We start from the raw sequence: 13829 nt of genomic DNA on the forward strand, positions 1-13829 counted from the left end.
ACACCTCATCCCCTTTCCACACCCCACCCCGATTTGTCAACCCCTAATCGCCGTTGTATATAAGACCTACCAGTTTTGCGGAAGCAATGTCAAGGGGCCATCAAGCTTAGCTCCATCAAAATAAAACATTTTACCATCAGACGAAGTAGTTAAAACATATGTGCCATTGGCATCTTGCTTCAGTTCGCAGCTAGTGACCGTACTATGCAACTCGCTAATCAAACTAGGGGCACAGTTAGATTTATTTGTAAAAAGAGGTCTATAGCCGTTTTCCGCACGCTTTAGCTCTGCCAGCGTAGCCACGTTTCGGGCCAACTGTCTGGCGTTCGTATCTGAAGCGGCACGCCTAGCGGACACCAAGCTAGGCAGCAAGGCTGCTACTAGTACAGCTATAATAGCGATGACAATAAGAATTTCTAGAAGGGTAAAGGCTGATTCATCGCTGAACATATTTGCTTCCTCCTTGTTCACTGTCTTTTAACATTATTCCCAGAAGTATAAAGAAAATTGGCGTTACGGAGACAATGTAAAACCATGCCTGAAGATAGATGAAATAAGGCAGACAAGATATTGCGAAGTAAGGAAGGCTTGAAGGGATTTTTGCTTTCCCTATGCGTTTTATAAAAAAGGTTGCAGCCAGAAAGAATAGGATCAAGCCGATGAAACCATTGGAGTAGAGCTCGTCAACAATTAAATTATGGGGCCTAACGTAGAGGAGGCTTCCAGTTTGCTCGTCTTTGTCTGCTCCCTCTCTTTTATATGCATAATAGGTCATTCCCTTGTGCTCAACTACATAATCTTTTTTAAAACCGAGTTCCGCTCTGAATAGCGCTTCTGCATCGTTGTTCTCTAGATGTTCAAACACTTGATATCCAAAGGTGTCTGTTCCCCAGCCTGTCCACGGTCTATCTGTTGCAGCATGCCAAGCCGATTTCCACATGTAAAGTCTTGGCTCCATACTCCCTGTTGAACCATAGTCTTTGAGTTGAGGTGGATTCAGTTTAAGCTTAGCGCCGACAGATTGAACGATGCTCGGTAAAGTTGCCACGGATATAGCGAAGGCAGCTACCAACAAAAGAACACTTTTGAATCTTTCTCTACGCTTTAGCCAAGAATAGAGTAACCATAATGATAGTGCAAACCCAACTCCCAGGGTTGCTGAGGTTGTAGTACAAAGCCCCAATCCAATGATTCCCGAGAGAGTCCATGCCCAGAACCAGCCATCAAGTTTTCTATCTCTATAAAAGTATGCGGGCATGAGTACCACTATGCTAAACCAGCCGCCCAAATGTGGACGATGCCCAACCAAGGCTGCTGGATAAAGCATATTCGGGCTCTGCACTACTTGACTTAGAGGCCTATACCCAAGTGATTCAAGAAATGTAAGAGCAGCCATCACAAGGACGCAAAAACTCATTATACGCATAATAAGTTCAGCTCTCATGACTTTGTAATATAAATAGGCAAGCGACAAGCACCCCAAAAGGGCTATAGTCCCAAATTGTGTATAAGGGTGTCCTAGCCAGGAGTACCCAGGCATAACTGAGAATGATGAGGACACACATAGCCAGATTGCATAACTGACAATTGCGAGTTTAAGCGGCCTTGGACGTAGCACCTCTCTCATTGCTCCCAGCAAGCTCTTTTTACCACTATATAGATGGAAAAGTATAAGATTGCCTATAATGGCCATGCCCACAATAAGAATAATTCTGGGAGTGTAAATTGTATCTTTCACATATCCGGAAACCGGAAGTATAAAGAAAGAAATCAGCGGGATGAAACTCAATAAAGCCAAACGAAGATATACCATTCACTTGCTCCATACTGAAATAAAAGGTGCCTGATAAACTCAGGCACCTTCTGAAAGTTATAAATGGAATTAAGGGAGGGAAGGCAGGGCGGCGGTACCACTACCCTCAGTGACAGTTTGACCATCAAACTTGTACCATTTGCCCGTGCTGCTTGTCGCATATCCCACGGTAGAGTTGGGGCCCTGCGCGACCTGGCAGGCCGTCACTGAGGGGTTGGCCGCCAAGCTGATTGGCGAAGCGGTGCAAGAGACGCCGTTTGAAGCGACGGCTTGTCCATTGGCGCGAGCCGATTCCGCAGCGGTCACGGCATTACGCAGCATGCTCTGGGCAGCACTGTTGTTGGCAGCGTTACGGGCGTTCAGCAGGTTGGGGATCAGCACAGCGGCCAGGATGCCGATGATGGCGATGACGATGAGCAGCTCAATCAGGGTAAAGCCTTGGGTTCCGTTCTTCATGGTGAATCTCCTGTGGTTCGGCGCGGCGGATAAAGTTATGTATGGTTGCCCGCGTTGCCTACTTATGGCAGTTGCCTCTTCGGGTGTCTCCCGCTTCGGCGGTGGGCAGGTCGGGGTATTTCCCTGTCCTGCTTGCCTGTAGCTTACGGTCGATTTTCTAACAATTCTCTTACGCGCGGTCACCGTTTCTTTAGCTCAAGTGAGTTCCGCAAGGGGCTTCCGCAATGCGGAAAAATTCGGTTGCCAGTCGATGTTGAGGTGGGGAGAGCGACCTCCAGAGAGACGGAGTGATATGCTGCCAACCAGTTCGCCCCACTCTGCCCCTTGTGGCGGAAATGGGCGGATAAGGCTCCTTACAGCGGGCTTTTTCATTTCACTTCATCTGCTGCCTGTCGCGGGCCGCTCGCTGGTTTGGTGAGCGCAGCCTGCGCCGCAGCCGGGAAAGGGGACACCTCTTGGAAACTACCCCGCGTGTGCCGCCGCACAGCAACGACGCCGAAATCAGCGTGCTGGGCAGCATCCTGCTGGACAACGACACCCTCGCGGCCCTGGGCGACACGGTGACGCCCGAGATGTTCTACCGTGAGGGCCACCGCAAAATTTTTACCGCCATGCGCCGGATGCAGGAGCAGCGCGAACCGGTTGACCTGGTGACCCTGACCGAGCATCTGCGCGTGTCGGGCGACCTCGACAACGTGGGCGGTATTCCGTACCTCATCGGCCTGTCCGAGCAGGTGCCCACCGCCGCCTACGCCGAGCATTACGCCCGCATCGTGCAGGAAAAGCACACTCTCCGGCAGCTCATCCAGGCGTCGGGCAAAGCCATGCAACTTGCCTACGAGCAGCAATTGCCCCTGGAAGACCTGCTGGACAAGGCCGAAAAGATGATCTTCGAGGTCGCCGAGCAGAAGAAAAAGGGCGAGGCGTTCCAGGCCATGAACGAGGTCGTCTCGGACACCTTCGAGTACATCACCCTGCTGCACACCAACAAGGGCATTCCCGATGGGGTCAGCAGCGGCTTTCGTGACCTCGACGAACAGATTTCGGGCTTGCAAAAGGGCAGCTTGAACGTGCTGGCGGCTCGCCCGAGTATGGGAAAGACGGCCTTCGCCCTGTCTATCGCCCAGAACGTCGCCTTGCGCGGCGAAAAGACGGTGGCGGTCTTCAGTCTGGAAATGCCCGCCGTACAGCTCGCCCTGCGCATGCTGTGCAGCGAGGCGCGGGTGGACATGAACCGCATCCGCTCCGGGCACCTGAACGAGCGCGATTTCGAGCGGCTGGCCCACGCCGCCGGACGTCTGGCCGAAGCGCCGATGGTCATCGACGACGAGCCGGACCTTACCCTCAACGCCCTGCGGTCCAAGCTCCGCCGCATCGCCGCGCAGCACGGGCAACTGGGACTGGTCGTCATCGACTACCTGCAACTCATGTCGGGCGGCAAGTCGTCGGGCGGCTCGGACAACCGCCAGCAGGAAATCAGCACCATCTCGCGTGGCCTCAAGGGGCTGGCGCGTGAGCTGGAAGTGCCGATCGTGGTGCTGTCGCAGCTTTCGCGTGCGGTGGAGCAGCGGCCCAACCATAGGCCGATGTTGTCGGACCTACGCGAGTCGGGCGCCATCGAGCAGGACGCCGACATCGTGATGTTCATTTACCGCGACGAGTACTACAACAAGGAAACCGACCAGCAGGGCATCGCCGAAATCATCATCGGCAAGCAGAGAAACGGCCCGGTCGGGACAGTCAAACTTCAATTTCACAGCGCACACGTCCGTTTCAACGACCTGGCGCCGGAGGGGATGTAATGGCGGGAGACCCGGTCAAGACGCAAGCTCAGAACAGTGGACAGCGCCGCCGCCGCCGTCGCCGTGGCCCGCCGCCTTCGCAAAACCAGACGCCCCGCCCCGGACAGGTCACCAACTCGACCGCTGTGCCTGTGCCCGCCGCGCCCAAGAAACGCGGGCAGAAGAAGACGCCGGGCGAACCCCGCATCGGCGTGGGCTGCATCGTGCTGCGCGGCGAGGAAATCTTGCTGGTGCGCGAGCGTGGGCGCTGGTCACTGCCCAAGGGCGGCCTGGAAGCGGGCGAACTCATTCAGGACGGGGCGCGGCGCGAAACCTTCGAGGAAACCGGGCTGGTGGTCGAACTGCGCGACCTCGCCTTCATCGTCGAGTTTCAGGCGCAGACCTGGGGGCATCACCTTCAGTTCTTCTACACTGGGCGCGAGGTGGGCGGCACACTGCAACCCCGCGACCCTGACCGTGACGTGCAGGAAGCCCGCTTCATCCCCATCCGGCAACTGCGCGAATTCATCCGCTTCCGCCCGCGTCTGGTGGCGCTGGAAACCTGGCTGCGCGAGCGGCGGCCCCGGCACTTCGTCTTCAATCTGGACAAGGAACCTGCCATGCTCCGCAAGCGTCGGCGGGTGGGCGAAGGTGGCGTGGTGGTGCCGCTGCCGGGGCTGGACGAGGCAGACGGCGAACCGGATTTGTAAAAGCGGAGAGCAGAGGGCGGAGAGGGCAGGGAAAACCCCCTGTTCCCTCCGCCCTCTCCTCTGCACCCTCTACACTCCCCCCATGCTCGCCTGGATTCTGGTCGGTGGACGCCTGACCCTCACACCTGCCCTCGCCGCGCTGCCCCGGCCCGCGCTGGTGGTGGCGGCTGACGGAGGCGCGAGGCATGCGGCAGCGCTGGGGGTCGGGCTGGACGTGTGGGTGGGCGACTTCGACTCTTCGGCGGGCCTCTCACTGGATGCGCCCCGCGAGGTACATCCCGCCGCCAAAGACCAGACCGACGGCGAACTGGCGACCCGGCTGGCCCTGGAGCGCGGTGCCACCCAGTTGGTGTTCGTGGGGGCGTTTGGTGGACGCTTTGACCATACGGCAGCGCTGCTGCTCGGCGGCGTGCGACTGGCGGGGGAGGGCGTCCACGTCACCCTGACCAGTGGCGACGAATGGGCCTGGCCCCTGCGGCCAGGCGTGCCGTTTCGCCACGACTTTCCACCGGGCGTGACCCTGAGCGTGGTGGCCTGTGCCGACCTCGGCGGCCTGAGCCTGAGCGGGGTGCGCTGGGCGCTGAGTGAGGCAAATGTGCCGTTGGGCAGCGGTTGGACGCTGAGCAACGAAACCGCAGGGGGCGAGGTTCGCGCCGAAGTGCAGGCGGGCTACGGGCTGGTCACGGCCCTCTGGACGGGGGGGGCGGGAACTCCTCACGCGGCGGCTGCGTATCCTGAAGCATGATGCGACGTGGGCCGGGCTGCGGCTGTCTGGGATGTGGTGGAACCTCGCTGGTGGTGCTGGGTGCTCTGGCGTTCGGGGCATGGAGCTTCGTGGTCAAGCCCGCCCAGGATTTTATGAGCGGCTTGCAGGTGCCGCCCGCTCAGACGGAAGTGACCCAGACCGGAACCGCGCAGCCTGGGGCCACGCAGGCCAGAGCAGCCCAGAAGCCGACGTCCGCGCAAGTCAATGCGCCGCTGACCAAAACCGACGTGCAGAAATTCGTGCGAATCCGGCGTGGGGTGCGGGTGGCCCTCGGCACCAGCTTCAGCGACCTGCAACGGGTCTGGACGGGCGTGCTGAACGGTCAGACGCCGACGGTGCTCGACATCGCCAACGTGCTGCGGCAGACCGCCGGACAGATGGACGCGGCGCGAAAGCAGCAGCGGGGGCTGCTGGCGGCAGAAAGCATGAGCGCCGAGCGGTACGCCGTCGTGCGGGCTGCGGTCAACCGCGCTCTGGGCGTGCCTTCCGTAGATTTGGTCGGCGCAGCGCAGTCACTGCAAAAGGGCCAGTTGCCCGACCTCAACACCACCATCAAGCCCGCCAGCGCACAGGAAAAGGCGCTGGTCGCTCCCTTCGCCACCGAGTTGCGGGCGTCGGCAGCGGCGGGGCTGCTGGGACTGTGATACGGGACTGAACTATTCTTCGGAGATGTCGGAAAAGCGCCGCCATCTCCTTCGCGCCGTTCAGTCCCGTATTTTCTTCTCCTCACTCCGTTCGGAAAAATAGCTTGGATACCCAAACTATTTTTCAAAGCCGTATGAGGCACATCAAATCCGGGCAAGGGTGAAGAGCGGAACATCCGCCCTCACGGTTCTCGGCTAGCCTGGGGGCATGTCCTCGACACCTTCTTTCTCGACTTCCCGCTCTGCAGCCCTGTTCGAGCGGGCCAAAGCGGTCACGCCCGGTGGGGTCAACAGTCCGGTGCGCGCCTTTCGCAGTGTGGGGGGCGTGCCGCGCTTTATCGCCTCGGCACAGGGCGCATACCTGACCGATGCCGACGGGCAGCGCTATATCGACTACATCGGCTCGTGGGGGCCTATGATTCTGGGCCACGACCATCCGGCGGTGCGGGAAGCGGTGGCCGGGGCGCTGAGCAGCGGCACGTCCTTCGGTGCACCCAACGAGCGTGAAGTGGAACTGGCCGAACTGGTCACTCGCCTGACGGGGGCCGAGCGGGTGCGCTTTGTCAGCAGCGGCACCGAGGCCACCATGAGCGCCCTGCGGCTGGCGCGTGGCTTTACGGGGCGCAAGTACATCGTCAAATTCCGGGGCAACTACCACGGGCACGCCGACGGGCTGCTGGTCGAAGCGGGCAGCGGCCTGATGACCAATGCCGAGGGCGCTTTGGGCGCGGCGGCCCCCAGCAGTGCGGGCGTGCCCGAGGAATACGCGGCCCTGACGCTGGTGCTGGACTACAACGACCCGGCGGCGCTGGACGCCCTGATGGGGGCGCGGGGGCAAGACATCGCCGCCGTCATCTTCGAGCCGGTGGTGGGCAACGCCGGGGTACTGATTCCCACGCCCGAGTTTCTGGCGGCGCTGCACCGCGTGCGCGACCACGGCACGCTGCTGATTGCCGACGAAGTCATGACCGGGTTCCGCCTCTCCCTGAACGGGGCGACGGGTCTGCTGGGCCTGCGCCCCGACCTGCGCTGCTGGGGCAAAATCATCGGCGGGGGGTTGCCCGTGGGGGCCTACGGGGGCCGCGCCGAGGTCATGGAATTCGTGTCGCCGCAAGGCCCGGTGTACCAGGCCGGAACCCTGAGCGGCAACCCGCTGGCGATGGCGGCAGGACTGGCGACCCTGCGCGAACTGGAAGCGCGGCCCGACCTTTACGGGCGACTCGGGGACTACACGGGGCGGCTGGCGGCGGGCCTGCGGGAAGCGGCAGAGGCGGCGGGTGTGCCGGTCAGCATCAACCGCCTCGGCTCCATGCTGACGGTGTTTTTCCAGGATGCACCCGACGGCTCTGTCGCCCGCTACGCTGACGCGGCCCGCAGCGACACGGCGGCGTTCGCGGCGTGGTTCCAGGGAATGCTGGCGCGGGGCGTGTACTGGGCTCCCTCGCAGTTTGAAAGCATCTTTACCAGTGCCGCACACGGCGACGCCGAACTGAATGCCACACTGCAAGCCGCTGCCCAAGCCTTTCAAGGAGTCCAATCGTGAGCGAACTGCATCAGCCTGCCCAACTGACCCGAGTTCTCAAAGACAGCAAGGTGGTGGCGGTGGTCGGCTTTCACCCCGACGCCATGCGCCCCGCGCACTATGTCCCGGAGTACCTCAGTCGTCAGGGCTACACCATCATTCCCGTCAACCCGGCGCTCGCCGCCCGTGGGCAGAGCTTTTTCGGACAAAAGGCCGTGTCCACCCTGGCAGAAATCCCCACGCCTGTGGACATCGTCGAAGTCTTTCGCCGCAGCGACAAAGTGCATGACCACCTGCGCGACATCCTGAACATGCAGCCGCTGCCCAAAGTGGTGTGGATGCAGCAGGGCATCCGCAATGCGGACGTGGCCCGCGAACTCGGTCAGCACGGCATAGACGTGGTGCAAGACCGCTGCATGCTGACCGACCACCGCAACCTGATTTGAAGGGAGTAAAGGGGGGAGGGCAGAGGGGGTAGGGAGAAAGCCCTTTACCCTTCCCCCTCCCCCCTCCGCAAATCCTTCACTTCGATTTCCCCGTACATCTCCGGCTGCTCGGCGCTGAGGCGGCCTTCCTTGACGCCTTCGAGCAGCGCGGCGAAGTAGGTGGTGCGCTCGCCCCAGTCCTCGGCGTGAACCGACCAGAAGCGGAACTGGCGCAGGCGCGAAGCATAGGCCAGCAGCGCCGCCAGCGCGTCGGCCAGGGTCAGACGTTCGCGGGCCAACAGCGGCACATCCACCTGCCGCACGGCATTCTGGGCCGCCTTGACCAGCCGCGCCAGACTGCCCGCCGAACGGGGCCGCTCGCGCCGGGGCAAAGTGACGGGCGAGGGTCGCCCCGGCAGCACGCCCTCGCGTTCGCGCCTGCGGGCCGACAGGAAGGCCACCAGCGTGTCCAGTTCGGCCAGCGCCTCCACGCCCTCCAGCAGGTCGTCCAGGCCGCCGTCGCCGGACATGTCCCAGTCGGCATCCGAGTCGGGCACAGGTTCGGGCCGGGGCAGCAGCAGCCGCGCCTTGAGCGCAATCACCGCCGCCAGGGTGGGCAGCAGGTCGGGGTGGGCATCGGCAAAGGCCGCCGCCGTCTGCCCGGTGGTCTGCTGCACCCAGGCCAGCACCTCGCGGGTCAGGCGCAGCAGCGGCACTTCGCCCGGCAACACCTGCCCGGAGCGCAGCGCGGCAGCGAGTTCGCCCAGGCTGCCCTCGAACACAGGCAAACTCACGCAGAAAGGAGAGAGCGGAGGGTGAAGAGCGTTTTTCCCCGCTCCCCTCTGCTCTCTGCCCCCCACTTTGGTCACAGCTTGAGGAAGCCGACCTTCTCCCGCACTTCTTCCATGACGGGCGCGGCGATGGCGCGGGCTTCTTTGGCCCCCTGGCGCAGCGCATCGCGCACGTAGTCGGCGTCACCGCGCAGCGCCTCGGCCCGCTCCTGAATGGGAGTGAGGTGGGCCGTCATGCCTTCCATCAGTTTCTTTTTGCAGTCCACGCAGCCTATTCCGGCGGTGCGGCACTCGCGGTCCACCATCTGAATGGTGTCTAGGTCGGAAAAGAGCTTGTGGTAGTCGAAAATCAGACAGACATCGGGGTTGCCGGGGTCGGTGCGGCGCACGCGGGCGGGGTCGGTGGGCGCGGCGCGGAGCTTCTGCCAGATGCTGTCGAGCGGCTCCAGAATGCCGATGGTGCTGCTCGGCCCCTTGCTCTTGCCCATCTTGCCGTTGCCGTCCACGCCGGGAATTCGCAGGGCGTCCTTGTTGTAGACGGCCTTGGGTTCGGTAAAGGTGTCACCAAAATTATGGTTGAACTTGCGGGCAATCTCGCGGGTCAGTTCGATGTGCTGGGTCTGGTCGTCGCCCACAGGCACGGTTTCGGCCTTGTAGAGCAGAATGTCGGCGGCCATCAGCGCCGGGTACATCAGCAGGCCACTGGGCACACTCTCGAACTGTGACGACTTGTCCTTGTACTGCGTCATGCGTTCGAGTTCGCCCACCGGGGTCACGCAGGTAAAAATCCAGCCGAGTTCCTGATGCTCGGGCACCTGCGACTGCACGAAGAAAATGACCTTGCTGGGGTCGAGGCCGATGGCAAAATTCGCCACCGCCATGTCGAAAGTCTTCTGGGCCAGGGTTTGCGGGTCGAAGGCGCCGGGGTTGGTGATGGCGTGCAGGTCGACCACACAGAACAGGCTGTTTTTGCCGAACTGCTCGCCCAGGCGCACATAGTTCTGCATGGCCCCGAAGTAGTTGCCGATATGGGGGTCGCCCGTCGGCTGAATTCCTGAAAAGACGCGTGACATATCGGCAGATTGTAGCGGGTCACGTCAGGGGGACTTGTCAGCGGGCGGGTCACTCTGCTAGTCTCGCAACTCGCTGAGGGGGCTTAGCTCAGCGGGAGAGCATCCGCTTTGCAAGCGGAGGGTCTAGGGTTCGAATCCCTAAGCCTCCACCAGAGAAGGCACCGTTTAGGCGGTGTCTTTTTTTATGGCTTCGTCCGCTCACGTCCCGGCTTCTCATCTGCTGGCAGGCATCTTCACCCATACCACCTCGGGCCATGCTAAAGGTTAGGTGTGAACGTCCTCGACCTGGCCCGCTCTGCTGGTCCCCTTCTTTGGGTGATTCTGGCACTTTCCCTTTACGTCGTTTATTTGGCCGTCGTGCGTCTGCTGGCCCTGCTGCGTATGGGTCAGGACGCCACCATACTCGTCGAGCGTGCCCGTGCCCTGACGGCGGAGAGCGGCCCCACCGCCGCGCTGCGCGAGGTGGACCTTTCGGGCCTCGATACCCCGGTGGCCCAGGTGCTGCGGGCCGGACTGGTTCAGGCAGAACGCGGCACCCCCGAGGCGGCCCCGGCAGCCATGAATGCGGTCATGATTCGTGAGGACGAAAAAATCTACGCCGGGCTGAGCGGTCTGGGAACGGCGGCCCAGATTGCCCCGCTGCTGGGGCTGCTCGGCACGGTGATCGGCATGGTGCGCTCGTTCCTGGTGTTCAGCCAGACCACCAACCCCACCCCGACCCAACTGGCGACGGGTATCAGCGAGGCACTCATCAACACGGCGGCGGGCCTGATCGTCGCCATCGTGGCGTATGTGGCCCGTAACGCCCTGCGCAACAAAGCCAATGCGGTGGCGGCGCAGGCCGACCGCGTGCGCGAGGAACTTCCCGGTTGGCTGGGGCAGCCGCGTGTCACCGCGCAGGCTCCCTTTTCCCGCCCTGTTACCGAAGCGCCCCGCCCGGCCACGCTGACGGCCCCGAGGTTGTGAACGTGAGCCAGCCCCGCCGCCGCCTGCGTGACAGCGAGCAGGAAGTCACCTTCGACTTCGCGCCGATGGTGGACATCGTCTTGCTGCTGCTGATTTTCTTTTTCCTGACCAGCAACCTGGGAGCGCGGCAAAACGTCATGCCGCTCGACCTGCCCCGCGCCAGTTCCACCGTGCAGGCCACCCCCGACATTCCCATCGTGACCGTGGACCAGAAGGGCAAGCTGTTTCTCAACGGCTACGAAACGAATCTGGAACAGTTGAAGACCAAGCTGACGACCATGGTCAAGTCGTCTGGCGGTCTGGTGGGCGTCCGCGCCGACGAGCGCGGCAACTACGGCACGGTGGTGCGCGTGATGGACGTCATCAAGCAGGCAGGCGGCGAACGTCTGGCCCTCGGCACACGGGCCGCGCCGTGACCATGTCCCCGGAGGCACCCCTGATATGACCCGTTTCTACGAGGAAATGATGGAAGACCCGGTGGCGCGTGACCGCCTCTGGTCGGCGGCGGCGACCCTGGCCCTGCACGCCGCCCTGATTGCCGGGCTGAGCCTGATGCGGCCCCAGCCCCCGGCCCTGGGCGCGACCCCCGACGTGGCGCAGGCCCCCCTGGAAGTCGTGGCGCTGGCCCCCGAAGCGCCGCCAGCGACCCCGCAAGTGGCTTCGTCTGCCCCGGCGCAGGCCACACCACCCCAGACCCGTCCGGCCAACCCCGCCACCTCCGCGCCCACGCCGACGGCTGAACCCGAGCCCGAACCTCCCCAGCCCACCCCCGAACCGGAAACGCCTGAGCCCGAACCCCAAACGCCGCCGCCGACTCCGCCTGTTCCCACTCCGGCAGCACCGACCCCGGCGACCCCCACCCCAGCGACCCCACCGCCGACGTTGGCGATGCAGACGCCCCCGGCCCCCCAGCCCACGCCTACGGTGCCCACTCCCCCCGTGAAGGTGACGCCCCCCACCCCGCAGCCTGCACCAACGCAGCCTGTGGCTCCGGCTCCAACGCCACAGGCCCAGGCACCGCAGACGCCAGCAACCCGAGCGCCGGCGCCAGCCGTCCAGAATCAGGCGGCCCAAACTCCGCCAACACAGCAGCCGTCAGCCCAATCCCCAGCCTCCCAGTCCCCAGCTGCCGCCACTCCCCCGGCAGGCCGCGTCGTTCCGGCCCCCAGCGTGCCGCAGACCAACGACTTGACTGCGCCGTCCCCAGTGGCACAACCGGGCGGAGTGGTGCCCCAGGCGACCACGACTCCCACTGAGGGGGTAGCGAGTCCCGCGCCTGCCCGCGAGGCGCAGCAGTCTGCCGCCGCTCAGCAACCGACCGAGGCACGCGGTGGGATCGTCCCGGCCCAGTCCCAGCCAGAAGTGGCCCAGCCTGTGCAGGCCAGTGGAGGCGGGGTCACTCCCTCACCGGCTCCCTCCAGCGCTTCCCCGGTCGAGGCTCCGTCCCGTGCGGCGGGCACCGTGCCGCAGGCTTCGACCGAAACGGCGGCGCGGCCCAACTCCATCCCGGCCACGCCTTTGCCAACCAGCCGGCCCGAAGTGACGGGCCTGCCCCGCCGCGAAGACTTGCCCCAGGGCGAGGCCAGCAGTGCGCCCGTGGCCGCCCGTGGCGGAGGCTCTGCTGCCAGCAGTCCGGCGGCGAGCGCGCCTGTGCCTTCGCGCTCGCAGGCGGGCACCCTGCCCACGACCAGCGGAGCGGCGACTGTGCCCGCAGCGCCTCGCGGGGGGACCGGCAACTCCTCCGCCGCATCTGCACCTGCGGCGGCCCGTCCCCAGGGTGGCGTGTCGGGAGGGTCAGGCGGACAGCCCTCGGCCACACCCGACACGGCGCGGCCCTCGACCTCTTCTACCTCTTCTGCTCCGGCAGCGGCTCCCGCAGCGACCCAGTCGCGCCCGAATACTCCGGCGACGGGCACCCCGTCTGCGGCGCCTGTAGCGGCGGCCCGTCCCGGCAGTGGCGCGGCGACCGGGCAGGGCGACCCGGTGGCCCCGGCAACCGGACGCCCCAATCCCGCAGCCACCGCCCCGAGTAGCACGGGCACGGGTTCAGCCCCGGCAGGAGCGCGGCCCACCACCCCGGCGACGGGAGAAGGCAGCAGCGGCACCAGCGCGGCGCGGCCTGCAACGGGCGGAGGCAACGGGGGAAGCGCCACACCCTCGCTGGGTTTGAGTCCCACACGCACACCCGGCACGGCCCCTGCCGGAAGCACGGGCAGCGCGGCTCCGGCCCGGCCTGGCACAGGTAGCGGCACGGGCGAAGGCAGCGGCACTGCCCCGGCGACTGGGCGCCCAGCCGCTGGCGCGCCCGGCACTGGCCCAGCGAACGGCGGCGGCACAGGCGGCACGGGGACAGCGGCCCGTGGTGGTGGCAGCGCCGTGGCGGGCGCAGGCACCGAAACCCGCCTGCTCGCCTGCACGGTGGTCGTGGACGTGCGCGGCCTGGGCAAGCTGGAAAGCGCCATGACCAGCTATGTCCTGGACGCGGCAGGCAACCAGCTCTGGCCCGACGCCGAACTGGTCAAGGGCGTGTCCACGCAACTGGTGCAGGAAGGCAACCTGCACGTCTACACCCGTTCCGAGGCCGACCTCGCCAACTACAAGAACGTGACCCGCGTCAAGGCGAGTGGCTTGCTCAAACCCAAGGGGTCGCCCCTCGCCAACTACCTGTCCGACGTGCAGCTTTCTGCCGAGGCCGCCCAGACCTTCCGCTCGGCGGGGAAAGCCTGCCGCGTGGTCTACCTGCGCGACTGACCGCCCCCGCTTCTCATGCGGGCATCAGTTCCCCGTCATCTTGGCCCCGCTCAATGGTACTTAATTATGCGTAGATTCCTTACGGCCTGATAAAAGAGATGAGAATGCCTCCACCGTGAGGCATTCTTACT

General features: G+C 63.8%; 14 protein-coding genes and 1 tRNA gene. 10 read left to right on the plus strand and 5 right to left on the minus strand.

Annotated features, from left to right (window positions below; translation table 11 throughout):
- Positions 1-66 precede the first annotated feature (66 nt).
- The 3 genes from Q4C89_RS10860 to Q4C89_RS10870 form a co-directional block, all read right to left on the minus strand.
- Complete coding sequence (locus Q4C89_RS10860) at positions 67-450, minus strand: prepilin-type N-terminal cleavage/methylation domain-containing protein (RefSeq protein WP_303102632.1); 384 nt, start codon at positions 448-450, stop codon at positions 67-69.
- Positions 437-1813, minus strand: a complete 1377-nt coding sequence (locus Q4C89_RS10865) for an O-antigen ligase (RefSeq protein WP_303102633.1) — start codon at positions 1811-1813, stop codon at positions 437-439. Before Q4C89_RS10865 ends, Q4C89_RS10860 begins: the two co-directional genes overlap by 14 nt.
- 69 nt (positions 1814-1882) lie before the next feature.
- Positions 1883-2269: a prepilin-type N-terminal cleavage/methylation domain-containing protein gene (locus Q4C89_RS10870; protein WP_303102634.1), complete on the minus strand. Its 387-nt coding sequence runs from the start codon at positions 2267-2269 to the stop codon at positions 1883-1885.
- Between the two features lie 455 nt (positions 2270-2724).
- Between Q4C89_RS10870 and dnaB the strand changes: the two genes are divergently transcribed.
- The 6 genes from dnaB (at position 2725) to Q4C89_RS10900 (ending at position 8138) form a co-directional block, all read left to right on the plus strand.
- Positions 2725-4071, plus strand: coding sequence for a replicative DNA helicase (gene dnaB, locus Q4C89_RS10875; protein WP_303102635.1), 1347 nt, complete (start codon positions 2725-2727; stop codon positions 4069-4071).
- Positions 4071-4760 carry an NUDIX hydrolase gene (locus Q4C89_RS10880; RefSeq protein ID WP_303102636.1) on the plus strand — a complete coding sequence of 230 codons (690 nt, stop codon included), beginning with the start codon at positions 4071-4073 and terminating at the stop codon, positions 4758-4760. Before dnaB ends, Q4C89_RS10880 begins: the two co-directional genes overlap by 1 nt.
- A gap of 82 nt (positions 4761-4842) precedes the next feature.
- Positions 4843-5505, plus strand: a complete 663-nt coding sequence (locus tag Q4C89_RS10885) for a thiamine diphosphokinase (protein WP_303102637.1) — start codon at positions 4843-4845, stop codon at positions 5503-5505.
- On the plus strand, positions 5502-6170 hold the full coding sequence (locus tag Q4C89_RS10890) for a hypothetical protein (protein WP_303102638.1): 669 nt from the start codon (positions 5502-5504) through the stop codon (positions 6168-6170). The genes Q4C89_RS10885 and Q4C89_RS10890 overlap by 4 nt, the downstream gene beginning before the upstream one ends.
- Positions 6171-6378: 208 nt before the next feature.
- Positions 6379-7713 carry a glutamate-1-semialdehyde 2,1-aminomutase gene (gene hemL, locus Q4C89_RS10895; RefSeq protein ID WP_303102639.1) on the plus strand — a complete coding sequence of 445 codons (1335 nt, stop codon included), beginning with the start codon at positions 6379-6381 and terminating at the stop codon, positions 7711-7713.
- A complete protein-coding gene (locus tag Q4C89_RS10900) occupies positions 7710-8138 on the plus strand; it encodes a CoA-binding protein (protein WP_303102640.1) in 429 nt (142 codons plus the stop codon). The genes hemL and Q4C89_RS10900 overlap by 4 nt, the downstream gene beginning before the upstream one ends.
- A 44-nt stretch (positions 8139-8182) precedes the next feature.
- Here Q4C89_RS10900 and Q4C89_RS10905 read toward each other — a convergent pair whose 3' ends face one another.
- Both Q4C89_RS10905 and trpS read right to left on the minus strand, forming a co-directional pair.
- Positions 8183-8911 (minus strand): ScpA family protein, encoded by a 729-nt coding sequence (locus Q4C89_RS10905; protein ID WP_303102641.1) that lies wholly within the window; start codon positions 8909-8911, stop codon positions 8183-8185.
- Positions 8912-8982: 71 nt separating this feature from the next.
- Complete coding sequence (trpS, locus tag Q4C89_RS10910) at positions 8983-9981, minus strand: tryptophan--tRNA ligase (protein WP_303102642.1); 999 nt, start codon at positions 9979-9981, stop codon at positions 8983-8985.
- Between the two features lie 77 nt (positions 9982-10058).
- Here trpS and Q4C89_RS10915 point away from each other — a divergent pair.
- The 4 genes from Q4C89_RS10915 (at position 10059) to Q4C89_RS10930 (ending at position 13698) form a co-directional block, all read left to right on the plus strand.
- Positions 10059-10133, plus strand: a tRNA-Ala gene (locus Q4C89_RS10915).
- Positions 10134-10251: 118 nt separating this feature from the next.
- Positions 10252-10947, plus strand: a complete 696-nt coding sequence (locus Q4C89_RS10920) for a MotA/TolQ/ExbB proton channel family protein (protein WP_303102643.1) — start codon at positions 10252-10254, stop codon at positions 10945-10947.
- A 2-nt stretch (positions 10948-10949) separates the two neighbouring features.
- Positions 10950-11363 carry a biopolymer transporter ExbD gene (locus Q4C89_RS10925; RefSeq protein WP_303102644.1) on the plus strand — a complete coding sequence of 138 codons (414 nt, stop codon included), beginning with the start codon at positions 10950-10952 and terminating at the stop codon, positions 11361-11363.
- Between the two features lie 25 nt (positions 11364-11388).
- Positions 11389-13698: a hypothetical protein gene (locus Q4C89_RS10930; RefSeq protein WP_303102645.1), complete on the plus strand. Its 2310-nt coding sequence runs from the start codon at positions 11389-11391 to the stop codon at positions 13696-13698.
- The last annotated feature ends 131 nt before the right edge of the window (positions 13699-13829 follow it).

This window comes from Deinococcus sp., from assembly GCF_030523985.1.
Lineage (GTDB): Bacteria > Deinococcota > Deinococci > Deinococcales > Deinococcaceae > Deinococcus.

Coding starts and splice junctions, on each gene's coding strand:
- Q4C89_RS10860 (WP_303102632.1), bottom strand. CDS start 450: ATGTTCAGCGATGAATCAGCCTTTACCCTTCTAGAAATTCTTATTGTC.
- Q4C89_RS10865 (WP_303102633.1), bottom strand. CDS start 1,813: ATGGTATATCTTCGTTTGGCTTTATTGAGTTTCATCCCGCTGATTTCT.
- Q4C89_RS10870 (WP_303102634.1), bottom strand. CDS start 2,269: ATGAAGAACGGAACCCAAGGCTTTACCCTGATTGAGCTGCTCATCGTC.
- Q4C89_RS10880 (WP_303102636.1), top strand. CDS start 4,071: ATGGCGGGAGACCCGGTCAAGACGCAAGCTCAGAACAGTGGACAGCGC.
- Q4C89_RS10885 (WP_303102637.1), top strand. CDS start 4,843: ATGCTCGCCTGGATTCTGGTCGGTGGACGCCTGACCCTCACACCTGCC.
- Q4C89_RS10890 (WP_303102638.1), top strand. CDS start 5,502: ATGATGCGACGTGGGCCGGGCTGCGGCTGTCTGGGATGTGGTGGAACC.
- hemL (WP_303102639.1), top strand. CDS start 6,379: ATGTCCTCGACACCTTCTTTCTCGACTTCCCGCTCTGCAGCCCTGTTC.
- trpS (WP_303102642.1), bottom strand. CDS start 9,981: ATGTCACGCGTCTTTTCAGGAATTCAGCCGACGGGCGACCCCCATATC.
- Q4C89_RS10930 (WP_303102645.1), top strand. CDS start 11,389: ATGACCCGTTTCTACGAGGAAATGATGGAAGACCCGGTGGCGCGTGAC.